Genomic DNA, 24,427 nt, shown 5'->3' on the forward strand with positions numbered 1-24,427 from the left:
CCTTCGCCAGCTGTGTAATCCCCTTTTGGGGCCTGTACAGCGCAGGAGTTTTTTTTGCTGCTGTCAGGTTCTTCTTTTACTGCTTGCTATCACCGACTTTTTTATTACTGACCGCTCGTATGGCCGTCTTGCGTCGATTCTTTACAGGCCTCCCCTGTTTGAGACCTGCACTGGATATCTGAGAAGAGAACTATATGAAAATAATTCTCATCTGCTTGTTTTATGCTGCAAAATATTAGGCCGGAAAGTATCAAATGGCGTAAACGCGCGCCAATACATTTTGCAAATTTGTTAAGCAATTCTCTTTTACGGTGAGTACCGCATCGTTGAGGGCAGCCCTGCCGGACATCGAACACCACTTAAAAATCATGACATTCAATAAGATAGAGAAAGTTTTCTCTACACGCGCGTCGCTGCGCTATCATCGAGTGATTTTGTACAAAAATTTAACAACTGGTTATTATTTAGCACATTCATCTAGGGGAATGTTGAATTTACTAATATCATTTCGGTTATCTCTCAGCAAGCCCCAGAGTATCATGTGAGTAAAATAACAGATCGATCGAAGGTTTTCTGCGCAGGCGGTTTTGGCGGGAATTAATAACTCATTGAAATACAAGCAATGAACATTATTAGTAGAATTTATTATGATATGTGAGCATTTCAACTTTAGTTATAGGATTTACTGATAATGACGTAAAAAAACGGAGCCGTGGCTCCGTTCTTTCATACGAAATATCAGTGCAGCAAACCGGGGAAAATGCTTTTAATTCCTGTAACGATGAATTCAATCCCTAACGCCATCAACAGCAGACCCATAATACGCGTTATGACGTTAATGCCCGTCTGCCCCAGCAGGCGCACCAGCCAGGGCGCCATGCGGAATACTCCCCAACAGCAGAGTGCGAAAAGCGCAATGGCAACGGAAAAGCCAATCAGGTGCATCAGGCTATGGTAACGCGTGCCCCAGACAATGGTTGAACTGATGGCGCCAGGGCCAGCCATGAGCGGTAAGGCCAGCGGCACCACGCCAATACTCTCGCGGATGGCGGTTTCTGACTTCTCCTGCTTATTCTGTTTATCCTCGCCCAGCTTACCGCTGATCATGGACATGGCGATGGTCACGACCAGAATCCCACCCGCTATGCGGAAAGAGTCAATTGAAATACCGAAGAGTTGGAGAATGGCGTCCCCAAGAAAAAGGGAGGTGAGCAATATGATCGCCACTGACAGGTTAGCGGTGAGGTTGGTCTTATTCCTCGCCGCCGCCGTCTGGTAACTCGTCATACTAATAAAGACAGGAATGATCCCCACCGGGTTGACCAGGGCAAACAAACCAATAAAAAATTTAAAATACGTTGGAAAATCAAAGAGCGTTTGGATCACGTTTTGCTCCGCTTATACACATGCCCGGGACTGACACTTTGTCATGAGAAATCGCGCTGAAGATACCCTTTTTATTAGCATACTTCACTCGAAATCTGTGGCAAAACGTTATCATTTCAGGATGTTAAACATATGTATAATCAATGATAGCGTCGCTTCCATTACTTACGTAATTATTTAACACTTGAAAAATCTCAACGAAATAACCCTGCTGAAAGGTATCAGCTTGGGGGAAAATTGACGCAGATCATGATTTCCGTACTCAGAAGTGAGTAATCTTGGTTACGCCCCCAGGGAGATCACCTGACAAAAAGGGATGATGCTAAGGTAAGGCTCTTTTAGTAAATTAGTGTGCTGACGCAGAAAGTAACTCTTTGTTTTACTTTGTGTTACGCAAGTCGTATCGGCTCTGTCTATACTGTGTGACGTATCGAGCGCTGGTTTACTAAAAGAGTTTAAACATTATCAGGAGAGCATTATGGCTGTTACTAATATCGCTGAACTGAACGCCCTCGTCGAGCGCGTTAAAAAAGCCCAGCGTGAATATGCCAATTTCACCCAAGAACAGGTTGATAAAATCTTCCGCGCGGCCGCACTGGCTGCTGCAGATGCTCGAATCCCTCTCGCTAAAATGGCCGTTGCCGAATCCGGCATGGGTATCGTGGAAGATAAAGTGATCAAAAACCACTTTGCTTCCGAGTATATCTACAACGCCTATAAAGATGAGAAAACCTGTGGCGTGCTGTCCGAAGACGACACCTTCGGTACCATCACCATCGCTGAACCTATCGGCATCATCTGCGGTATTGTTCCGACAACTAACCCGACGTCTACGGCTATCTTCAAATCACTGATTAGCCTGAAGACCCGTAACGCAATCATCTTCTCTCCACACCCACGTGCGAAAGACGCGACCAACAAAGCTGCGGATATCGTCCTGCAGGCGGCGATCGCTGCTGGCGCACCAAAAGATCTGATTGGCTGGATCGACCAACCTTCTGTTGAGCTCTCCAATGCGCTGATGCATCACCCGGACATTAACCTGATCCTGGCGACCGGTGGTCCTGGCATGGTTAAAGCCGCATACAGCTCCGGTAAACCAGCGATCGGTGTGGGCGCCGGTAACACCCCTGTTGTTATCGACGAAACTGCTGACATCAAACGTGCCGTTGCGTCTGTACTGATGTCTAAAACCTTCGATAACGGCGTGATCTGTGCATCTGAACAGTCTGTTGTTGTTGTTGATTCCGTGTACGACGCAGTTCGTGAACGTTTCGCCAGCCACGGCGGCTACCTGCTGCAGGGCAAAGAACTGAAAGCCGTTCAGGACATTATTCTGAAAAATGGCGCGTTGAACGCTGCTATCGTGGGTCAGCCGGCTTACAAAATTGCTGAACTCGCAGGCTTTACCGTTCCGGCAACAACCAAAATCCTGATCGGTGAAGTTAAAGTTGTCGACGAAAGCGAGCCGTTTGCACATGAAAAACTGTCTCCAACGCTTGCCATGTACCGTGCGAAAGATTTCGAAGACGCGGTAGAGAAAGCCGAGAAACTGGTTGCCATGGGCGGTATCGGTCACACGTCTTGTCTGTACACCGACCAGGACAACCAGCCAGAACGCGTTGCCCACTTCGGTCAGATGATGAAAACTGCACGTATCCTGATTAACACCCCTGCTTCTCAGGGTGGTATCGGTGACCTGTACAACTTTAAACTCGCACCTTCCCTGACTCTGGGTTGTGGTTCCTGGGGTGGTAACTCCATCTCTGAAAACGTTGGTCCAAAACACCTGATCAACAAGAAAACCGTTGCTAAGCGAGCTGAAAACATGTTGTGGCACAAACTTCCGAAATCTATCTACTTCCGCCGTGGCTCTCTGCCAATCGCGCTGGATGAAGTGATTACTGATGGCCACAAACGTGCGCTCATCGTGACTGACCGTTTCCTGTTCAACAACGGCTACGCTGACCAGATCACCTCTGTACTGAAAGCGGCTGGCGTTGAAACTGAAGTGTTCTTTGAAGTTGAAGCTGACCCTACCCTGAGCGTGGTGCGTAAAGGTGCTGAACTGGCTAACTCCTTCAAACCAGATGTGATTATCGCTCTGGGCGGCGGTTCCCCAATGGACGCCGCGAAAATCATGTGGGTCATGTACGAGCATCCTGAAACCCACTTCGAAGAACTGGCGCTGCGCTTTATGGACATCCGTAAACGTATCTACAAGTTCCCGAAAATGGGCGTAAAAGCGAAAATGATCGCAGTAACCACCACTTCCGGTACCGGTTCAGAAGTTACGCCATTCGCAGTAGTAACGGACGATGCAACAGGTCAGAAATACCCACTGGCTGACTATGCACTGACCCCAGATATGGCTATCGTTGATGCGAACCTGGTCATGGAGATGCCGAAATCACTGTGTGCGTTCGGTGGTCTGGATGCGGTAACTCACGCCCTGGAAGCTTACGTTTCTGTGCTGGCATCTGAGTTCTCTGACGGTCAGGCTCTGCAGGCGCTGAAACTGCTGAAGGAAAACCTGCCAGCGTCCTACAACGAAGGGTCTAAAAACCCAGTAGCACGTGAACGCGTTCACAGTGCAGCAACCATCGCCGGTATCGCGTTTGCGAACGCCTTCCTGGGTGTTTGCCACTCTATGGCGCACAAGCTGGGTTCTCAGTTCCACATTCCTCACGGTCTGGCGAACGCCCTGTTGATCAGCAACGTTATCCGTTATAACGCTAACGACAACCCAACCAAGCAGACTGCTTTCAGCCAGTACGACCGTCCGCAAGCGCGCCGTCGTTACGCTGAAATCGCAGACCACCTTGGTCTGAGCGCACCGGGTGACCGCACTGCTGCGAAGATTGAGAAACTGCTGGCATGGCTGGAAAGCCTGAAAGCTGAGCTGGGTATTCCAAAATCTATCCGTGAAGCAGGCGTTCAGGAAGCTGACTTCCTCGCTCACGTAGATAAGCTGTCTGAAGATGCATTCGATGACCAGTGTACTGGTGCTAACCCGCGCTACCCACTGATCTCCGAGCTGAAACAGATTCTGCTGGATACCTTCTACGGTCGTGAGTTCAAAGAAGGTGACGTTGCTGCTGTGAAAACAGAAGTTCCTGTCATCAAAGCTGATAAGAAAGCGAAGAAAAGCGCTTAATTAGCAGCAGATGAAAAACCCGCCTTTATGGCGGGTTTTTTTATGTCTGTATAACAAGGCTGGCGTTATTTTCTGTTGTCGTGTTGAATCGCCATCAGCGAGCCTACAGACAACGCTTCTTTATAATGCTTACGACAGACTGAAACATAGCGTTCATTACCGCCTATAACCACCTGCTCGCCATCTGCATAAGGTTTCCCGGCCTGGTCAAGACGAAGCACCATGCTGGCTTTGCGACCGCAGAAGCAGATTGTTTTCAATTCGACAAGCTTATCCGACCAGGCAAGCAAATACTGGCTACCGGCAAAGAGCTCACCGCGGAAATCCGTACGCAGGCCGTAACACAGCACGGGAATATCGAGCTCATCGACCACCTCTGAAAGGGCATGAACCTGTTCACGCGTCAGAAACTGGCTCTCATCTACCAGAACACAATGAATGGGCTGCAAAGCATGTTCTGTACGAATGTCCTCAAACAGATCGGTTTTCGGGTTAAACAGTCTGGCAGGCGACGAGAGCCCTATTCTGGAGCTCACCTTCCCTGCGCCAAAGCGATCGTCAATTTCAGCCGTATAAACAACGGTACGCATCCCGCGCTCCTGGTAATTGTACGAGGATTGCAGCAACGCGGTGGATTTCCCGGCATTCATTGCCGAATAGTAGAAATAAAGTTGTGCCATTGGCCGTAAAACCCCAATCAATGTGTAATATTCCCGATGATTCATTGTACCATAATTTGTCTGGTCATCAGCGATGTAGCATACAGAGGAAGCGTTTCAGCGCGGAGTTCACAACCTTCTTTTCATGAAAATAACCCGCTAAAACATGAAGTAAACTCCTTCAGCCTGGCCAATATGTTATATGTTTAGCCAAACATAACACTGCATTTTATAGTGGAATCGCCGTTCATTAAAATTCACTATTTATTAACTATTTCAGTCTTAACATCACGGAGGGGAACTAATACAAAAGGCTGATATTTCTCCGCCGCAACTATAATTCCTGCGGTAAATGTCACAAAAAAAAGAGTCAATCGACCGGGTCCAGCCGGGTTAGCTGATAACAAACGAGACTGTTGGGTGATGAAATTTAAGTTAGCGTAATTAATAATAGCGGCATTATTTAGTATTTTTTGAATTCCTTACATTCCTGGCTATTGCACAACTGAATTTATGGCTCTATTATTAGGTCAACAAACCACCCCCCATTATAAGTTTGAGATTACTACAATGAGCGAAGCACTTAAAATTCTGAACAACATCCGTACTCTTCGTGCGCAGGCAAGAGAATGCACCCTCGAAACGCTTGAAGAAATGCTGGAAAAATTAGAAGTTGTAGTTAATGAACGTCGTGAAGAAGAAAGCGCAGCTGCCGCTGAAATCGAAGAACGTACTCGTAAACTGCAGCAATATCGTGAAATGCTGATTGCTGATGGTATCGATCCAAATGAATTGCTGAACAGCATGGCTGCAGCTAAAACCGGTACTAAAGCCAAGCGTGCTGCTCGTCCTGCTAAATATAGCTACGTTGACGAGAACGGCGAAACTAAAACCTGGACTGGCCAGGGCCGCACTCCTGCTGTTATCAAGAAAGCCATGGACGAACAAGGTAAACAGCTGGACGACTTCCTGATCAAGGATTAATCCAGCCGTATTCAGAAAAATCCCGCGTAATGCGGGATTTTTTTTAACCTAAATTTGTCGCAAACATCCCCTTACACTCTGTCATAAAGCATTATTTGGCAATTTTAATAACTGTACTTTGAGACAGGTTTTGGAAGTGTTTAGGGCATAAAAAAACCGGTGGGCAGCGCCTCACCGGTTTCGGACATATCTAACCGTGGCTTATTTCTTAATACCTACGCTCTCTTTGAGCCAGGTTTTAAATTCTTCACCAAGAGTATTGTGGCGAATACCATATTCTACGAACGCCTGCATATAACCAAGCTTATTACCGCAGTCATGGCTCTTACCTTTCATATGGTAAGCCTCAACGGTCTCTTTCTCGATCAGCATATCAATGGCATCCGTCAGCTGAATCTCATCACCCGCTCCTGGAGGCGTTTTCGCCAGCAGAGGCCAGATTTCAGCGCTCAGGACATAGCGACCTACAACGGCCAGGTTTGAAGGCGCTACGTCGGCTTTAGGCTTCTCTACCACGCCAACCATTGGCACGCTTTCGCCCGGCTCAAGGTTAACGCCTTTGCAGTCAACCACACCGTATGCCGTCACGTCGTCAACAGGCTCAACCATAATCTGGCTGCTACCGGTTTCGTCGAAACGTTTGATCATCTCTGCCAGGTTATCCTGAGAAAGATCGGATTCGTATTCGTCCAGAATTACGTCAGGCAGAATTACCGCTACAGGCTCATCACCTACAACAGGATGTGCACACATCACAGCGTGGCCCAGACCTTTAGCCAGACCCTGACGAACCTGCATAATGGTAACGTGTGGCGGGCAAATAGACTGAACTTCTTCTAACAGCTGACGCTTAACACGTTTTTCCAGCATGGCTTCAAGTTCAAAGCTTGTATCGAAATGGTTTTCGATAGAGTTTTTTGATGAATGCGTAACCAGCACAATTTCAGTGATGCCGGCTGCGATACATTCATTAACGACATACTGGATTAATGGCTTATCAACCAGAGGCAGCATCTCTTTAGGAATTGCCTTAGTTGCTGGTAACATCCTGGTCCCCAATCCCGCTACCGGGATGACGGCCTTTCTGACTTTCGAATTTAGGGCAGCCATTCAAATTCTCCTGAGCTGTTCAAGTTTTGAACTTTTATGCAATAAATAACGCGTTGAGTATATCAGCCTCGCCCCGCAGTCCGGGTCTGAAAAGAACGCGTTGCCGATCAATTAGGACAAATACGCATGAATCTGGGCAGCGATAGTAGCACTCCCCGTAAAACACAGGTAAAGCAATCTTAAAATTAAGATCCAATTGCTTATTCCGTGGACAACATTAAGCGTAGCCGTCCCCCGGTGCCCCAAATTTGGCACTGCCAGGAGGAACAGCGGTGGCTAATTTGATTCAGATACGCCGTACCCAATGTCCCAAGCGGAACACCGTTACTCACCTGAATATGATGTTCACCGGTATTCAGTGAAGCGTTGAGACCTGCTGAAACGAGGATCAGATTCTTTAAACCGCTGTGGTAATAGCCGACCAGCAGCGGGAACTGTCCAGGCAAATTAGCCTGGCGAAAAAGCTGGTTTACCTGTTTGAGCAAACTGCCTAACTCCGGCAGCCGTTGTCCCTGATGCGATAACTGTTCCTGCAGCAAACCATTAAAAAGCGCGCGAAGAAGTAACGCGGCTAATACGCCATTATCCCCCGCACGGGTGACATCCAGAGAATAAAACGCAAGGTCGGAATCAGATAAAGGTGCGATATCCAGTACCAGTCCCGGCTGATCAGCCGCCACCAGCTGACGATAATTTACGCGGCAGTGCGAAATAGTTTGCTGTACGGGTGGCTGAAGTTCTTGCAACAGTTTCGCCGCAGCAGGAGGGTCACTCACCAGGGCATCCCAGTCCTGGAAAAGACGCTCCTCTTCCTCTACCCGGGAATTAAACATATTCGGATAAAGGCACGCTAAGACCGTTTCTCGCAGCCGGTTCAGATCCTTGACCGGTTTAAGCAGAATATCCTGGACACCGAGTCGCAATGCTTTGGCGATATCCGCCATATTCTCTGTGGCAGAGATCACCAGAATCGGCGTCTGGTTGCCTTCGTTACGCAGATGTTCAACCAGCTTCAGCCCATTCATGCGCGGCATCTCAATGTCGCAAATCATTAAATCGGGCGTAATGCTGATCATTTTTTCCAGGGCGTCGATACCATCTTCAGCCAGTGAAGTGATTGCTCCCAGCGAGGATAACCACGAATCCAGTAGCGATCGGAAAACGGGCTCGTCTTCAACAATCAAAATGTGTTTTCCGGCCAATGGCTGCGTCATGGTTCCTCCCCTGGCTGACAGTAACTAAATAGTGGCATGCGATCGGCACTATCGCCTGTCAGATTTTGCTGAAGTAGTCAAAAAAAGGTGCTTAACGTGCTGTTTGCACAAAAGGCAACAATTCGTCCATTTTCTTTTCGACGGCTAACGAGCCCGCTGCGATGGCGGCCTCAGCCCGATGGAAATCAAGAGTAGAGATTTGCGGACAGTAAGGCTGAATAAGAATATCTGGCGGATCGCCTGCCATACGATTGCGCTTAAGGCGATTCTCCAGTACCTGGATTGACGTGGTCATGATTTCTATCGCCGTCGGCGCGGCAACCGAGCGTCGCGCGGCCATACGCCCGATTCTACCGCGCAGGCGCTCATGCCAGGCCAGTTTCTCGCCCTCGGCATCTTCGCTCTGGAGATTGACCGGCATGAGGTCCTGTTGCATCAGGTGGGCGTCGTGCTGCAGGTCGACGGCAATCACGATATCCGCCCCCATTGCACGGGTCAGAGAGATGGGAACCGGGTTTACAACGCCACCGTCGACAAGCCAGTAACCGTTGTGTGGGACAGGCGCCATAAGCCCCGGCATGCTGCAGGAGGCGCGCACGGCAAGATGGATATCCCCTTCGGTTAACCAGAGTTCGCGTCCCGTGCTGAGGTTCGTCGCGACGGCGCCAAAGGGCATCTGACAATCAGTGAAGTCTTCGAGAGGCATAACCTGGCGGAACTGGTTAAAGACGCGTTCGCCGCGCAACAGCCCACCACGCTGCCACGAGAGATCCATCAGGCGCAGGACGTCCCAGTAACTGAAGGAACGCACCCAGGTCTCGAGTTCCGGAAGCTTCCCGCACGCGTAAGCGGAGCCGACAAGCGATCCTATTGAACACCCTGCGACAATATCTACGTTAATGCCCATCTTGTTTAAGGCATTAATCACGCCGATGTGTGACCATCCCCGGGCTGCACCTGAGCCCAGCGCCAGTCCAATTTTAACCTTTCTCATTAGCCCTGTTTTACTTCCCCTGGATTCCTGACATAGCGTCAACGCAACAGCTCAGTTAACATAGTGCTACCCGAAGCGTTTTACGCCTTTATTATTTGTTCCAGGAAGAGAATCGTGTCTCAACTCTGCCCTTGTGGTAGCGCTCTGGAGTATAGCCTATGTTGCCAGCGATATCTGTCTGGCGATCAGGTTGCACCAGACCCGTCACACCTCATGCGTTCACGTTACACCGCTTTTGTGATCAAAGACGCAGACTACCTGATTAAAACCTGGCATCCCTCCTGCCACGCTGCCGAATTCAGACAGGACATCGAAGCCGGCTTCGCGAACACGCAGTGGCTCGGCCTCACCGTCTATGAATTCTCAACGGGCAGTCATGTTGATGAAGGTTACGTCAGCTTTGTTGCTCGTTTTACCGAGAATAATAAACCTGGTGCCATTATCGAGCGTTCCCGGTTCTTAAAGGAAAGCGGGCAGTGGTATTATATTGACGGAACGCGCCCACAGTTTGGTCGTAACGATCCCTGCCCGTGTGGTTCAGGTAAAAAATTTAAAAAGTGTTGCGGGCAGTAATGCCTGACAACCCAGACTTCGCAAATACAAACAGGATTTCCCGGCGATGCAATCATTACAACGTAAAGTTCTGCGCACCATCTGTCCCGATCAAAAAGGACTGATCGCACGAATTACCAACATTTGCTACAAACATGAACTGAATATCGTGCAGAACAACGAGTTCGTTGACCACCGTACCGGCCGCTTCTTTATGCGTACCGAACTCGAAGGTATTTTCAACGACACCACCCTGCTTGCCGATCTCGACAGCGCGCTTCCGGAAGGTTCCGTGCGCGAACTGACCCCAGCCGGTCGACGCCGCATCGTGATCCTGGTGACCAAAGAAGCACACTGTCTGGGCGACCTGCTGATGAAAGCAAACTACGGCGGTCTGGACGTGGAAATAGCTGCCGTTATTGGCAACCATGAGACGCTGCGCACGCTGGTCGAGCGTTTTGATATTCCGTTCGAGCTGGTGAGCCACGAAGGCCATACCCGTGAAGAACACGACGATCTGATGGCGCAGGCCATTGAAGCGCATAACCCGGACTACGTGGTGCTGGCGAAATACATGCGCGTGTTAACGCCATCCTTCGTGGCGCGTTTCCCGAACAAGATCATCAACATTCACCACTCGTTCCTGCCGGCCTTTATTGGCGCGCGTCCCTACCACCAGGCCTACGAGCGCGGCGTGAAGATCATCGGTGCGACCGCGCACTATGTGAATGACAACCTGGACGAAGGTCCAATCATCATGCAGGACGTGATTCACGTGGACCACACCTACACGGCCGAGGACATGATGCGTGCAGGGCGTGACGTTGAGAAGAACGTGCTCAGTCGTGCGCTGTATCAGGTGCTGGCGCAGCGTGTCTTTGTCTACGGCAACAGAACCATCATTCTTTAATCTTTCGGAAAATGAATTGATTAGCTTTGCGCCTTTACGGATAAAAAGCAGGCAAACAGCTTCATTTACCTAAAGGAATGCTTTACAGGGGCGCCTCATTTGATATGATGCGCCCCGCTTCCAGCAGAAGCAGGTAAGTCAAAAAGCATTACCCCGTGGTGGGGTTCCCGAGCGGCCAAAGGGAGCAGACTGTAAATCTGCCGTCATCGACTTCGAAGGTTCGAATCCTTCCCCCACCACCATCTCTCAGCAAGACCTCAAAATTTGAATTACCCCTGGTGGGGTTCCCGAGCGGCCAAAGGGAGCAGACTGTAAATCTGCCGTCATCGACTTCGAAGGTTCGAATCCTTCCCCCACCACCATCACCTTCAAATGACGCTAAACCCTCTGTTCGCACCAGGCATCATGCATTTCCGTAACGGGGAAGGATGAGAAGCTTCGACCAAGGTTCGATTCGAGCGTAGCGAGAAAGCGTTGCCGCAGGCAACGACCCGAAGGGCGAGGCGCAACGCGCCGAGTAATCCTTCCCCCACCACCATCACTTTCAAATAAATCCAAACCTCCTTTTTGCACCAGGCATCATGCATTTCCGTAACGGGGAAGGATGAGAAACTTCGACTAAGGTTCGATTCGAGCGTAGCGAGAAAGCGTTGCCGCAGGCAACGACCCGAAGGGCGAGGCGCAACGCGCCGAGTAATCCTTCCCCCACCACCATCACTTTCAAATAATCCAAAAAATCATTATAAAACTGAACCGAATCCGCCTTTGTAGGCCGGGTAAGGCGCAGCCGCCACCCGGCGACAGAAGACAGAAGACAGAAGCCAGAAGCCTACATCGCTGGCAAACGACGCTTCACCGGCGAACTCTTCACAATCGACGTATTGCACTGGGCATGCTCCGCCAGGCCGTCCAGCAGCACATCCAGCTGCTCTATCGATCGCACCACCAGCCTAATCACAAAGCAATCTTCCCCTGTGACTTTGTCGCTCTCAATACACTCCGGCATCGCCTGAATGTATTTATCCACCTTATGCAACAGCCCCGGCAAAGGACGCACGCGCACCAGCGCCTGCAGCGTATACCCCAGCGCCGCCAGATTCACCCGTGCGCCATACCCCTGAATCACACCGCGCTCTTCCAGCCTCTTCAGGCGTTCTGCCGTGCTGGGGGAAGTCAGACCGATGCGTCCGCTGAGCACCTTCAAAGACATGCGCGCATCCTCGACCAGACAGGCTAAAATTTGACGGTCGATATCATCGAGAAGGTATTCCATCGTTTTCACCTAATTTTAAAAAGTCATCACTGCATTTCACCTTATCTCATCCCTGTAAAACCCGACAGCGATTTTCGACAATAGTGACATACAATCAGGAGGTGGATGATGCGTGATTTCCATAAAGGCGTCTGGCAAATGAGCCTGGCGATGTTAATTTCCGGCTCTATCGGTGCGTTTGTTTTACTCAGCGGTCTGCCGGTGACGGAAGTGGTGTTCTGGCGCTGTCTTATCGGGGCAATAGCGCTTTTTATTTTTATCCGGGCAAGTCAAAAGCCCTTCAGCCCCCTCACCCGCACCACGCTGCTGCTGGCCATTCTCGGCGGCGTAGCGCTCGTGGTGAACTGGCTGCTGCTCTTCGCGGCCTATGAACGGATCTCGATTGGTCTTTCTACCGTGGTCTATAACACCCAGCCGTTTATGCTGGTCTTAATGGGGATGTTTTTAGGTGAGCGCGTTAGTCTGGTGAAATGGGGCTGGCTGTTCCTCGCCTTCGGCGGCGTGGTGATCTTGCTCTCCAGCGAGCTGACCGGCGCGCACGGCGGTGAATGGCTCGCCGGAATCGGCCTGGCGATGGCCGCGGCTTTCTTCTATGCGGTCACGGCCATTATTGCCCGCAAGCTCAGATCCGTTGCGCCGCAGCATATTGCCTTTATCCAGGTGCTGACGGGCGTCGTGATGCTTTTACCGTTTGCCAACATGTCGTCATTTTCCGGTGATTTTCCCTGGCCGATCCTGCTGACGCTGGGCATCGTCCATACAGGCATTATGTACCAGCTGCTCTACAGCGCGATCCAGAAGCTGCCTACGCCCATTACCGGCTCCCTGTCGTTTATCTATCCGGTGGTGGCGATCGTTGTCGATAATCTGGTGTTCGGACACTCGCTGAACCTGACGCAGCTGGCGGGCGGCGCGCTGATCCTGTTTGCTGCCGCGGGCAATAATCTGGGCTGGGGCGAAAAAAAACCCCGCGAGTGCGGGGTTGGTATCAAAACGGCGAATTAGCGACGGGCACGCACAATCTGGTATTTGCGCGTCAGGTACTCCACCGGCGCGCTCCAGATATGCACCAGACGTGAGAACGGGAACAGCACAAACAGCGTCATACCCAGCACCAGGTGAACGCGGAAGATAAACGCCACGCCGTCCAGGTGCGCGGAGGCTCCGCCGTGGAAGGTCACCACGGACTGCGCCCAGCCGACCAGCTTCATCATTTCGCTGCCGTCCATATGCTGCGCCGAGAACGGAATGGTCAGCAGGCCCAGCGCGCACTGCACCATCAGCAGGGAGAGGATCAGAATATCCGCTGCGGTCGTGGTCGCACGCACGCGCGGGCTGAACAGACGACGTTTCAGCAGCAGCAGGCCCCCCACCAGAGTCATCACGCCGCAGGCACCGCCGGCGATCATCGCCATCTTCTGCTTCACCTCGATCGGCAGCCACGCTTCATACATCCAGTGCGGCGTCAGCATCCCGAGGAAGTGACCGGCAAAAATCCCCAGAATACCGATGTGGAACAGGTTAGAGCCCACATGCATCCCTTTACGATCCAGCATCTGGCTGGAGGCCGCACGCCAGGTGTACTGGCCGTAGTCGTAACGCAGCCAGCTTCCCACCAGGAACACGGTGCCCGCGATATACGGGTAAATGTCAAAGAAGAACATATTCAGGAAGTGCATTAGTGCCGTCCTCCGTTAGAGATATTCAAATATTGCGGGGCAACCGCGCCGGCAAAGCGACGCTGGTGAGCGGAGATTTCAGACTCGCCGCAGTTCTGGTCAGCAAAGAATTTCACCTGCTCTTCTTCCCAGACGGCATCCAGCGCCTGTGGGGTATCGTCGCGGGCTTCATCCGCAATTTTCTCCGCCACTTTTTCACTGTCGACCGAGGCGTTGGCCAGCTTCACCAGCAGATCGAACAGAACAGCATAGCGGCTCTCGCGCTGCTGAAGACGCGCGCCGAGCAGCGCCAGGATCGGCGCGATATCCTGCAGACCGCCCAGCGCCTCCTCTTTCGGCAGCTGCGCCAGGTACTCCAGATACAGCGGGAGATGATCCGGCAGCTCGCGGCTGTCGAGCTGCAGGCCGTGCTGTTCGTACTGGGCCATCAGGTCCACCATCGCCTGACCACGGTCACGGGACTCACCGTGAACGTGTTCAAACAGCAGCAGCGAGGTCGCACGACCACGGTCAAACAGCTGGCTGTAGTCCGACTGGGCATCCAGAAGGTCGCGCGCCAGCAGATCGCGGAGGAAAACGCCAAGCCGCTGGGCATCGTCTTTATCCAGGTTTTCAGATGACGCGAGTGCATCAAAGAGTTCCTGCTGATGCTGCGCAAGCGCAGCATCCGGGTACTCGAGCAGACGCGAAACAATGACGAGTTCAATCATTGGTGCGGCTCCGTTTTGCTGGTCACATCCATGGCATCGATGCGGCGGCTGTTGAACAGGTTGAATTTGCTGTCTGACCCGTGGCAACCGTCGCCAAAGGTAAAGCCACAGCCATTTTTTTCCGGGAAGGCTTCACGGGCCAGCTCGCGGTGGCTGCTCGGCACCACGAAACGGTCTTCGTAGTTGGCAATCGCCAGATAGCGGTACATCTCCTGCGCCTGCGCTTCGGTCAGACCGACCTCTTCCAGCGCGCGGGTATCGGTCACGCCGTCTACGGTTTCCGCGCGTTTGAAGTGACGCATCGCCAGCATACGCTTCAGCGCGAGCAGAACCGGCTGGGTATCCCCGGCGGTCAACAGGTTCGCCAGGTACTGAACCGGAATACGCAGGCTTTCTACGTCCGGCAGGATGCCGTTACTGCCCAGTTCGCCCGCGTCAGCCGCGGACTGAATCGGCGACAGCGGCGGCACGTACCAGACCATCGGCAGGGTGCGGTATTCCGGGTGCAGCGGCAGGGCCAGCTTCCAGTCCATCGCCATTTTGTACACCGGTGACTGCTGCGCCGCGTCAATCACGCTCTGCGGCACGCCGTCTTTCAGCGCCTGCTCAATCACCTTCGGATCGTTCGGATCGAGGAACACGTCCAGCTGACGCTGATACAGATCTTTCTCGTGCTCGGTGCTGGCGGCATTTTCAATCGCGTCCGCGTCATACAGCAGCACGCCGAGGTAGCGAATACGGCCTACGCAGCTTTCTGAGCAGACGGTCGGCATTCCGGCTTCGATACGCGGATAGCAGAAGATGCACTTCTCAGATTTACCGCTCTTCCAGTTGAAGTAGATTTTTTTGTACGGGCAGCCGGTGATGCACATACGCCAGCCGCGGCACTTGTCCTGGTCGATCAGCACGATGCCATCTTCTTCACGCTTGTAGATGGCGCCGCTTGGGCAGGTCGCCACGCACGCCGGGTTGAGGCAGTGCTCGCACAGGCGCGGCAGATACATCATGAAGGTATTTTCGAACTGGCCGTACATCGCCTTCTGCATGTTCTCGAAGTTCTGGTCTTTGGCGCGTTTCTCGAACTCGCCGCCCAGAATCTCCTCCCAGTTTGGACCGCTGGTGATCTTGTCCATGCGCTGACCGGTGATCAGCGAGCGCGGACGGGCGATCGGCTGGTGCTTGCTTTCCGGCGCGTTGTGCAGGTTCTGGTAGTCGTAGTCAAACGGCTCGTAGTAATCGTCGATGCCCGGCAGGTGCGGGTTAGCGAAGATTTTACCCAGCAGCATCGCGCGGTTACCCATGCGCGGCTGCAGCTTGCCGTTGATTTTACGGATCCAGCCGCCCTTCCACTTCTCCTGGTTTTCCCAGTCGGTCGGGAAGCCGGTGCCCGGCTTGCTTTCCACGTTGTTGAACCAGGCGTACTCCATACCTTCGCGGCTGGTCCAGACGTTTTTACAGGTGACCGAGCAGGTATGACAGCCGATGCATTTATCCAGATTCAGCACCATGCCGACTTGTGAACGAATTTTCATTTTACGCTCTCCTGTACCTGGTCATTACCTTCGCCGTCTAACCAGTTAATATTCTTCATCTTACGTACCACCACGAACTCATCGCGGTTCGATCCTACGGTGCCGTAGTAGTTAAAGCCGTAGGCCAGCTGCGCATAGCCACCGATCATGTGGGTCGGCTTCGGCGTAATGCGGGTCACGGAGTTGTGGATCCCGCCGCGCTGCTCGGTAATTTCTGACCCCGGCAGGTTAACGATACGTTCCTGCGCGTGGTACATCATGGTCATCCCGGCCGGTACGCGCTGGCTCACCACCGCACGCGCCGTCAGGGCACCGTTGCTGTTGAACACTTCGATCCAGTCGTTATCTTCGATACCCAGATCTTTGGCGTCCGTTTCGCTCATCCAGACAATCGGACCGCCGCGCGACAGGGTCAGCATCAGCAGGTTGTCGCTGTAGGTGGAGTGGATACCCCACTTCTGGTGCGGCGTCAGGAAGTTCAGCGCCTTCTCTGGGTTACCGTTCGATTTCGCGCCCATCACCGCTTTCACGGAGCGGGTGTCGATTGGCGGACGGTAGACCAGCAGGCTTTCACCGAAGTCGCGCATCCACTGGTGATCCTGATACAGCGACTGACGGCCTGACAGGGTGCGCCATGGGATCAGCTCGTGAACGTTGGTGTAGCCCGCGTTATAGGACACGTGCTCATCTTCCAGACCAGACCAGGTCGGGCTGGAGATAATCTTGCGCGGCTGCGCCTGAATATCGCGGAAGCGGATTTTCTCTTCCTCTTTATTCGTCGCCAGGTGCGTATGGTCGCGACCGGTGAACTCGCTCAGCGCCGCCCAGGCTTTGACGGCAACGTGGCCGTTGGTTTCCGGGGCCAGGGTCAGGATCATCTCTGCCGCATCAATCGCCGTGTTTAGCATCGGCTGGCCTTTCGCCGGGCCGTCCGCTTTGGTGTAGTTGAGCTTGCGCAGCAGATCCATCTCGCTCTGGGTGTTCCAGGCGATCCCCTTCCCGCCGTTACCGATTTTCTCCATCAGCGGGCCGATAGAGGTAAAGCGCTCGTAGGTTGCCGGATAGTCGCGTTCAACCGGAATAATGTGCGGCGCGGTTACGCCCGGGATCAGGTCGCATTCGCCTTTTTTCCAGTCCTTCACGTCCAGCGGCTGCGCCAGTTCGGCGGCGGAGTCGTGCTGGATTGGCAGCGTCACCACGTCGGTCTCTTTGCCGAGGTGCCCTACGCAGACTTCGGAGAATTTCTTCGCGATGTCTTTGTAGATATCCCAGTCGCTTTTCGATTCCCACGCCGGGTCAACGGCCGCTGACAGCGGATGAATAAACGGATGCATATCCGAGGTATTCATGTCGTCTTTTTCGTACCAGGTCGCGGTTGGCAGCACGATGTCGGAGTACAGGCAGGTGCTGGACAGACGGAAGTCGAGCGTCACCACCAGATCCAGCTTGCCGTCGAGGCCGTTATCTTTCCACTCCACCTCTTCCGGCTTGACGCCGCCCTGCTTGCCGAGATCTTTCCCCTGAATACCGTTTTCGGTACCGAGCAGGTATTTCAGCATGTACTCGTGGCCTTTACCGGACGAGCCCAGCAGGTTGGAGCGCCAGATGAACAGGTTACGCGGGTGGTTTTTACCGTTCTCCGGCTGTTCTGCCGCGAAGCGGATAGAGCCATCCTTCAGGGATTTCACGGTGTAATCCACCGGTGACATGCCCGCCTGCTTCGCCGCTTTCGCAATGCGCAGCGGGTTAGTGCCCAGCTGCGGCGCAGACGGCAGCCAGCCCATGCGCTCTGCGCGCACGTTGAAGTCAATCAGGTGGCCGCTGTAGCGGGATTTATCCGCCATCGGCGACAGCAGCTCCTGCGCGGTGACCGTTTCGTAGCGCCACTGGCTGGAGTGGTTATAGAAGTAGGAGGTGCTGTTCATATGGCGTGCCGGACGCTGCCAGTCGAGGGCAAACGCCAGCGGCTGCCAGCCGGTCTGCGGACGCAGTTTTTCCTGGCCGACGTAGTGTGCCCAGCCGCCGCCGCTCTGACCGACGCAGCCGCAGAAGATCAGCATGTTGATCAGACCGCGATAGTTCATATCGAGGTGATACCAGTGGTTCAGACCCGCGCCGACGATGATCATCGAACGGCCGTGCGTTTTGTCCGCGTTTTCTGCAAACTCTCGTGCGATACGGGTAATGTGCGCGCGAGGCACGCCGGTGATCTGTTCCGCCCAGGCCGGGGTGTAGGCCTTCACGTCGTCATAGCCGGTTGCGCAGTTTTCATCGCCCAAACCGCGCTCCAGACCGTAGTTCGCCATGGTCAGGTCATAAACGGTGGTGACCAGCGCGGTAGAGCCGTCGGCCAGCTGCAGGCGCTTAACCGGCAGTTTGTGCATCAGAACGTTTTTCAGTTCAACCTTGTTGAAGTGCTCTGAACCTTCGCCACCGAAGTACGGGAACCCGACCTCGGCGATCTCGTCCTGGCTGCCCAGCATGCTCAGGCGCAGCTCCGTCTCTTCGCCGGTGGTGCCGTTGCGTTGCTCAAGGTTCCACTTGCCCTTCTCGCCCCAGCGGAAGCCGATAGAGCCGTTTGGCGCCACCAGCTCGCCGTTGCTGTTATACGCAACGGTTTTCCACTCAGGGTTGTTTTCCTGGCCCAGCGAATCCACCAGATCGGCTGCGCGCAGCGTGCGGCCAGCGGCATAGTAGCCCTCACGCTCTTCCAGCATGACCAGCATCGGCATGTCGGTGTAGCGGCGAACGTAGTCGGTGAAGTACTGGCTTGGCTTATCAAGATGGAATTCACGCAGCATGACGTGGCCCATCGCCATCGCCATCGCCGCGTCGGTACCCTGTTTCGGCGCCAGCCACAGATCGCAAAGCTTGGCGATTTCCGCGTAGTCAGGGGTCACTGCTACGGTTTTGGTGCCTTTGTAACGGACTTCGGTAAAGAAGTGCGCGTCCGGCGTACGGGTCTGAGGTACGTTTGAGCCCCAGGCGATGATATAGCTGGAGTTGTACCAGTCCGCGGACTCCGGCACGTCGGTCTGCTCGCCCCAGGTCTGCGGAGACGCAGGCGGCAGGTCGCAGTACCAGTCGTAGAAGCTCAGGCAGGTACCGCCGATTAGAGACAGATAGCGCGCCCCGGAAGCGTAAGAGACCATCGACATCGCCGGAATTGGCGAGAAGCCCGCCACGCGGTCAGGACCGTAGGTTTTGACGGTGTAGACGTTGGAGGCGGCAATCAGCTCGTTTACCTCTTTCCACGAGGAGCGAACGAAACCGCCGCGACCGCGAGCCTGCTTGAAGCTTTTTGCTTTGTCAGCGTCTTCGATGATGGACGCCCAGGCATCCACCGGATCGCTGTGCTGTACTTTCGCCTCACGCCACATTTTCATCAGGCGCTTGCGCATCAGCGGGTATTTCAGGCGGTTGGCGCTGTAGAGATACCAGGAGTAGCTGGCACCGCGCGGGCAGCCGCGCGGTTCGTGGTTTGGCATATCCGGGCGGGTGCGCGGATAGTCGGTCTGCTGCATTTCCCAGGTCACCAGACCGTTTTTAACGAAAATCTTCCAGCTGCATGAGCCGGTACAGTTCACGCCGTGGGTCGAACGGACGACTTTGTCATGCTGCCAGCGCTGGCGGTAACCGTCTTCCCAGTCCCGGTTGGTATCCAGAACCTGGCCGTGCCCATCGGCAAAAGTTTCACCCTTCTGTTTGAAGTAGCGAAACCGGTCCAAAAATTTGCTCATCGGGTATCTCCTGTGTGGAGCCTGTGGCTCTCTAAATCGACATTGCTGATTTGCAGCGAAGTTAACGCCCTGAAAGAGGGGGAGAATTGATAACGATCAAGACGAGGAGGGACTTTCAGGCGAGGGATTACACCAAATACCACTAAAGCGGTATCTTCAAAAAATTCATATCATCATGAAATATAGAGTTATTTTTATTTTATCGTACAAAAAGCCAGTCAAACTTTAACATCTCAGGTATTAAGGGGTAGAGCCACCTGCAAAGCGATGGCGATCGCAGTGTCACCGCAGGCGTCTGCCGTAAAAGCCGTAAGTATGTTGTAACTATTATGCTGGCAAAAAAAACGCGGCCCGAAGGCCGCGTAAACGGATAATCACACTTACTTATTTTTCTTGGTTTTTCGGCCATATACCAGCCACGTAATCACAACGCAGGCGATATAGAAGACGAGGAAGACTTTCATGGCGCCGGCCGGAGAGCCGGTCAGGTCCAGAGAGATACCGAACGCTTTCGGGATAAAGAAGCCGCCAATCGCGCCGATGGCAGAGATAAAGCCCAGCGCCGCGGCCGTATCCGTCGCCGCTTCGCGCATGGCCTGCTCTTCGCTACCGCCCTGCGCCTTCACGCGATCCATCGTCAGCTTACGGAAGATCACGGAGATCATCTGGAAGGTAGACGCGCTCCCCAGCCCGGCCGTCAGGAACAGCACCATAAACACGCCGAAGAAGGCGATGAAGTTACCGCCCTGCCCGTCGACGGGCAGCGTCAGGAACAGCAGCGCGCAGAATACCGCCATCACGACGAAGTTCACCAGCGTCACGCGGGTACCGCCGAGACGGTCAGAGACCATGCCGCCCAGCGAACGCGCCAGGGCACCGATAAACGGCCCGAAGAAGGCAAAGTGCAGGATCTGAATCTCCGGGAACTGCGTTTTCGACAGCATCGCGAAGCCCGCAGAGAAGCCGATAAACGAACCGAAGGTGGCCAGATACAGCAGCGCCATCACCCAGAGGTGTCCACGCTTCAGCACCGGCAGCTGTTCGCTCAGCGACGCCTTCGACGCGGACAGGTCATTCATAAAGAACCAGGCTGCGAGGGTGAAGACCACCAGGAAAGGTACCCAGATCCAGGCGGCGTTCTGCAGATAGAGGGAAGAACCATCCGCCTGCTCAACGCCACCGCCGCCAAAGGCCGCGAAAATAGAAACAGAGATCGCCAGCGGGGCAATCAACTGCATCACGCTGACGCCCATATTCCCCAGGCCGCCGTTAATGCCCAGCGCACCGCCCTGCTTCGCTTTCGGGAAGAAGAAGCTGATGTTCGCCATGCTGGAGGCGAAGTTCGCACCCGCAAAACCGCACAGCAGGGAAATAATCACGAACACGCTGAACGGCGTAGAGGTATCCTGCACCGCGAAGCCGAGCCAGACGCAGGGGACGATCATGATGCCCGTACTGAACGCCGTCCAGCGACGACCGCCAAACACCGGCACCATAAACGCGTAAGGCACACGCAGCAGCGCGCCTGACAGCGACGGCAGCGCGGTAAGCATGAACAGCTGATCGGTCGTAAACGTAAACCCAACTTTCGGCAGATTGACCGCCACCGCGCTAAACAACATCCATACGCAAAACGCTAATAACAAACACGGCACGGAAATCCACAGATTCCGGCTTGCTACACGATGGCCGCGCTGTTGCCAGAACGCCGGATCCTCTGGACGCCAGTCTGTAATAACGGCACCATTTTCCCTTTCGGGAGCGGATGAGTGACTCATAGACACCTCTGATTCTCGAATGATGCTGCAAACATTAGGGTTTTAGGGCGGCGGTAAGTTGATATAAATCAAAGGAAAAGTGGGAGGTTTTGCGGCGCAAAATAAGGCCTCACCCTTAGTGAGTAGGCTAATTCGGTAAAAAAGACGTGGTTTTTCACGGCACTGAGGGTTCCTGGCTACCCCCACCTCCTTCTCTCTACTCCGTTGGCAATTTAGGGGTAATCCTTTATTGGTATGGGTATACTCCAGGGTATGCACCAGAATAGCGCCATTCCTGCAAGCAGGCCACGTCAGGAGCACGCCACCTCTATGTTAAAAAGATGTTTATCTCCGCTGACGCTCGTGAATCAGCTAGCCCTTATCGTTTTGCTGTCCACCGCCATCGGCGTGACCGGCATGGCGATCTCCGGCTGGCTGGTACAGGGCGTACAGGGTAATGCGCATGCCATCAACGAGGCAGGCTCGCTACGCATGCAGAGTTATCGCCTGCTGGCGTCGGTTCCCCTGACGCAGGACGATCGGCCCCTGATTGATGAAATGGAGCGCACGGTCTTCAGCCCCGAACTGGAAAACGCCGCCATCCGCGCCGGTCAGCAATATCAGCTTAAAGCCCTTCAGGGCTACTGGCACACCCAGCTGGAGCCCGGGCTGAAACAGGCGCGCAGCACCGAAACCGTTGCGCAGGACGTGGCCGGGTTCGTCTCACGCATTGATGCGCTGGTCTCCTCTTTCGACCAAACCACCGAATTACGCATCGACCGGGTGGTGATGGTGCACCGCGCCATGGCGCTGTTTATGGGGCTGCTGCTGATCTTCACCATCGTCTGGCTCCGCGCGCGGCTGCTGAACCCGTGGAAACAGCTGCTGGCAATGGCCCGCGCGGTGACCGCACGCGATTTTACCCAGCGCACGCACATCAGCGGGCGCAACGAGATGGCCATGCTCGGCCAGGCGCTCAACACCATGTCGGCAGAGCTCTCCGAGAGCTACGCGGTGCTGGAACAGCGCGTTCAGGAAAAAACGGCCGGACTGGAGCAGAAAAACGAGATCCTCTCCTTCCTGTGGCAGGCCAACCGTCGTCTGCACATGCAGGTGCCGCTATGCGAACGCCTCTCTCCGGTGCTGAACGGCCTGCAAAATCTGACCCTGCTTCACGACCTTGAGCTGCGCGTCTACGACGTGGAAGACGAAGATAACCATCAGGAATTTACCTGTCAGTCGGATATGTCCTGCGATGACAAAGGCTGCCATCTTTGCCCTCGCGGCCTGCCGCCGCTGACGTCCGGTGGCACCACCCTGAAGTGGCGCCTGACCGACAGCCACACTCAGTACGGTATTCTGCTGGCAACGCTACCAGCCGGGCGTCACCTTAGCCACGACCAGCAGCAGCTGGTCGATACGCTGGTCGAACAGCTAACGGCCACGCTGGCGCTCGACAGACATCAGGAAAAGCAGCAGCAGCTGATCGTCATGGAAGAGCGCGCGACCATTGCCCGCGAGCTTCACGACTCGATCGCCCAGTCGCTCTCCTGTATGAAAATGCAGGTGAGCTGCCTGCAGATGCAGGATGCGGAGATGCCCGAAAGCAACAAGCAGCTGCTCAGCCAGATCCGCAACGAGCTGAACACCTCCTGGATACAGCTTCGCGAGCTGCTGACCACCTTCCGTCTGCAGCTGACCGAGCCGGGCCTGCGTCCGGCGCTGGAGGCCAGCTGTCACGAATTTAGCGCCCGGCTGGGGTTCCCGGTGAAGCTGGACTACCAGCTGCCGCCGCGGTTTGTCCCCTCCCACCAGGCCATACATGTACTGCAGATCGCCCGTGAAGCGCTGAGCAACGTGCTTAAACATTCCGGGGCGACGGCGGTAACGGTCACCGTCAGCCAGCACAGCAATCAGGTGAAGCTCACGGTTCACGACAACGGCCGCGGCGTGCCGGAAAATGCTGAACGCACTAACCACTATGGTTTAATTATTATGCGAGACCGCGCCCAAAGCCTGCGCGGTGATTGCCAGGTTCGCCGGAGAGAGACGGGTGGCACGGAAGTTGTAGTCACCTTTATTCCCGAGAAACCGCTTACAACTGCTCAAGGAGAAACCCATGACTAATCAGGAACCGGCATCCATCCTGCTGATCGACGACCATCCGATGCTGCGTACTGGCGTGAAACAGCTGGTCAGCATGGCGCCCGATATCACGGTGGTTGGCGAAGCCAGCAACGGTGAACAGGGCATTGAGCTTGCCGAATCCCTCGATCCCGACCTGATCCTGCTCGATCTGAATATGCCCGGCATGAACGGTCTGGAAACCCTCGACAAGCTGCGGGAAAAATCGCTTTCCGGGCGCATCGTCGTCTTTAGCGTGTCGAACCATGAAGAGGATGTGGTCACGGCGCTGAAGCGCGGGGCGGATGGTTATCTGCTCAAGGATATGGAGCCGGAAGACTTGCTTAAGGCGCTGCAGCAGGCCGCGGCGGGCGAGATGGTTCTCAGCGAAGCCTTAACGCCAGTGCTGGCCGCCAGCCTGCGCGCCAATCGCGCCACCTCTGACCGCGACGTCAGCCAGTTAACCCCGCGCGAGCGCGATATTCTCAAACTCATTGCCCAGGGGCTGCCGAACAAAATGATCGCCCGCCGCCTGGACATCACCGAAAGCACGGTCAAAGTGCACGTGAAGCATATGCTGAAGAAAATGAAGCTAAAATCCCGCGTTGAAGCCGCGGTGTGGGTGCATCAGGAACGCATTTTTTAA

The 24,427-nt window shown here is 54.2% G+C and carries 18 protein-coding genes, 2 tRNA genes and 2 other RNA genes; 11 read left to right on the plus strand and 11 right to left on the minus strand.

Translation table 11 applies throughout. The annotated features are described in order from the left end of the window. Positions 1-738: 738 nt before the first annotated feature. Positions 739-1,386 carry a YchE family NAAT transporter gene (locus USF70_RS08250; protein WP_023312098.1) on the minus strand — a complete coding sequence of 216 codons (648 nt, stop codon included), beginning with the start codon at positions 1,384-1,386 and terminating at the stop codon, positions 739-741. A 478-nt stretch (positions 1,387-1,864) separates the two neighbouring features. On the opposite strand from USF70_RS08250, the gene adhE reads away from it, so the two are divergent. Continuing rightward, positions 1,865-4,543 carry a bifunctional acetaldehyde-CoA/alcohol dehydrogenase gene (adhE, locus tag USF70_RS08255; protein ID WP_023312099.1) on the plus strand — a complete coding sequence of 893 codons (2,679 nt, stop codon included), beginning with the start codon at positions 1,865-1,867 and terminating at the stop codon, positions 4,541-4,543. Between the two features lie 65 nt (positions 4,544-4,608). Here the strand turns inward: adhE and tdk are convergent, their stop codons facing one another. Beyond that, a complete protein-coding gene (tdk, locus tag USF70_RS08260; protein ID WP_167819561.1) occupies positions 4,609-5,223 on the minus strand; it encodes a thymidine kinase in 615 nt (204 codons plus the stop codon). A 549-nt stretch (positions 5,224-5,772) separates the two neighbouring features. Here tdk and hns point away from each other — a divergent pair. Further along, positions 5,773-6,186 (plus strand): histone-like nucleoid-structuring protein H-NS, encoded by a 414-nt coding sequence (hns, locus tag USF70_RS08265; RefSeq protein WP_008502781.1) that lies wholly within the window; start codon positions 5,773-5,775, stop codon positions 6,184-6,186. 201 nt (positions 6,187-6,387) lie between these two features. On the opposite strand, the gene galU is transcribed toward hns, so the two are convergent. The 3 genes from galU to rssA form a co-directional block, all read right to left on the minus strand. Next, entirely contained in the window at positions 6,388-7,296 is a 909-nt protein-coding gene (galU, locus tag USF70_RS08270; RefSeq protein ID WP_033145759.1) for a UTP--glucose-1-phosphate uridylyltransferase GalU, read from the minus strand. Positions 7,297-7,496: 200 nt separating this feature from the next. Then, positions 7,497-8,510, minus strand: a complete 1,014-nt coding sequence (gene rssB / locus USF70_RS08275) for a two-component system response regulator RssB (protein ID WP_048980116.1) — start codon at positions 8,508-8,510, stop codon at positions 7,497-7,499. A 91-nt stretch (positions 8,511-8,601) separates the two neighbouring features. Further along, entirely contained in the window at positions 8,602-9,504 is a 903-nt protein-coding gene (gene rssA, locus USF70_RS08280) for a patatin-like phospholipase RssA (RefSeq protein WP_023312102.1), read from the minus strand. 114 nt (positions 9,505-9,618) lie between these two features. Between rssA and USF70_RS08285 the strand changes: the two genes are divergently transcribed. From USF70_RS08285 to USF70_RS08310, 6 genes are all read left to right on the plus strand, one after another. Beyond that, entirely contained in the window at positions 9,619-10,077 is a 459-nt protein-coding gene (locus USF70_RS08285; RefSeq protein WP_039263576.1) for a YchJ family protein, read from the plus strand. Between the two features lie 46 nt (positions 10,078-10,123). After that, a complete protein-coding gene (gene purU, locus USF70_RS08290) occupies positions 10,124-10,966 on the plus strand; it encodes a formyltetrahydrofolate deformylase (RefSeq protein ID WP_023312104.1) in 843 nt (280 codons plus the stop codon). 157 nt (positions 10,967-11,123) lie between these two features. Then, positions 11,124-11,208, plus strand: a tRNA-Tyr gene (locus USF70_RS08295). 35 nt (positions 11,209-11,243) lie between these two features. After that, positions 11,244-11,328 (plus strand) — tRNA-Tyr (locus tag USF70_RS08300). 45 nt (positions 11,329-11,373) lie between these two features. Further along, a non-coding RNA gene (locus USF70_RS08305) (RtT sRNA) lies at positions 11,374-11,504 on the plus strand. A gap of 45 nt (positions 11,505-11,549) precedes the next feature. Continuing rightward, a non-coding RNA gene (locus USF70_RS08310) (RtT sRNA) lies at positions 11,550-11,680 on the plus strand. A 115-nt stretch (positions 11,681-11,795) separates the two neighbouring features. On the opposite strand, the gene USF70_RS08315 is transcribed toward USF70_RS08310, so the two are convergent. After that, positions 11,796-12,239 carry an Lrp/AsnC family transcriptional regulator gene (locus USF70_RS08315; protein WP_143346874.1) on the minus strand — a complete coding sequence of 148 codons (444 nt, stop codon included), beginning with the start codon at positions 12,237-12,239 and terminating at the stop codon, positions 11,796-11,798. Positions 12,240-12,347: 108 nt separating this feature from the next. On the opposite strand from USF70_RS08315, the gene USF70_RS08320 reads away from it, so the two are divergent. Further along, positions 12,348-13,244 carry a DMT family transporter gene (locus tag USF70_RS08320; RefSeq protein ID WP_167818551.1) on the plus strand — a complete coding sequence of 299 codons (897 nt, stop codon included), beginning with the start codon at positions 12,348-12,350 and terminating at the stop codon, positions 13,242-13,244. Here USF70_RS08320 and narI read toward each other — a convergent pair. From narI to USF70_RS08345, 5 genes are all read right to left on the minus strand, one after another. Further along, a complete protein-coding gene (narI, locus tag USF70_RS08325) occupies positions 13,241-13,918 on the minus strand; it encodes a respiratory nitrate reductase subunit gamma (protein WP_023312107.1) in 678 nt (225 codons plus the stop codon). The two genes, USF70_RS08320 and narI, sit on opposite strands and share 4 nt — an antisense overlap. Continuing rightward, positions 13,918-14,628: a nitrate reductase molybdenum cofactor assembly chaperone gene (gene narJ, locus USF70_RS08330; protein ID WP_045404951.1), complete on the minus strand. Its 711-nt coding sequence runs from the start codon at positions 14,626-14,628 to the stop codon at positions 13,918-13,920. Before narJ ends, narI begins: the two co-directional genes overlap by 1 nt. Beyond that, positions 14,625-16,160 carry a nitrate reductase subunit beta gene (gene narH, locus USF70_RS08335; protein ID WP_023312109.1) on the minus strand — a complete coding sequence of 512 codons (1,536 nt, stop codon included), beginning with the start codon at positions 16,158-16,160 and terminating at the stop codon, positions 14,625-14,627. The genes narJ and narH overlap by 4 nt, the downstream gene beginning before the upstream one ends. After that, positions 16,157-19,900, minus strand: coding sequence for a nitrate reductase subunit alpha (locus USF70_RS08340; protein ID WP_320735525.1), 3,744 nt, complete (start codon positions 19,898-19,900; stop codon positions 16,157-16,159). Before USF70_RS08340 ends, narH begins: the two co-directional genes overlap by 4 nt. 380 nt (positions 19,901-20,280) lie before the next feature. Beyond that, positions 20,281-21,678 carry a NarK family nitrate/nitrite MFS transporter gene (locus USF70_RS08345; protein WP_320735526.1) on the minus strand — a complete coding sequence of 466 codons (1,398 nt, stop codon included), beginning with the start codon at positions 21,676-21,678 and terminating at the stop codon, positions 20,281-20,283. Positions 21,679-21,987: 309 nt separating this feature from the next. Between USF70_RS08345 and narX the strand changes: the two genes are divergently transcribed. Further along, the gene (gene narX / locus USF70_RS08350; protein WP_033145766.1) at positions 21,988-23,784 is read left to right on the plus strand and encodes a nitrate/nitrite two-component system sensor histidine kinase NarX; all 1,797 of its coding nucleotides are present in this window, start codon (positions 21,988-21,990) and stop codon (positions 23,782-23,784) included. Further along, the gene (narL, locus tag USF70_RS08355) at positions 23,777-24,427 is read left to right on the plus strand and encodes a two-component system response regulator NarL (protein WP_008499531.1); all 651 of its coding nucleotides are present in this window, start codon (positions 23,777-23,779) and stop codon (positions 24,425-24,427) included. Before narX ends, narL begins: the two co-directional genes overlap by 8 nt.

This window comes from Enterobacter sp. 237C8 (assembly GCF_034106865.1).
In the GTDB taxonomy this organism is placed as follows: Bacteria; Pseudomonadota; Gammaproteobacteria; order Enterobacterales; family Enterobacteriaceae; genus Enterobacter; species Enterobacter asburiae_B.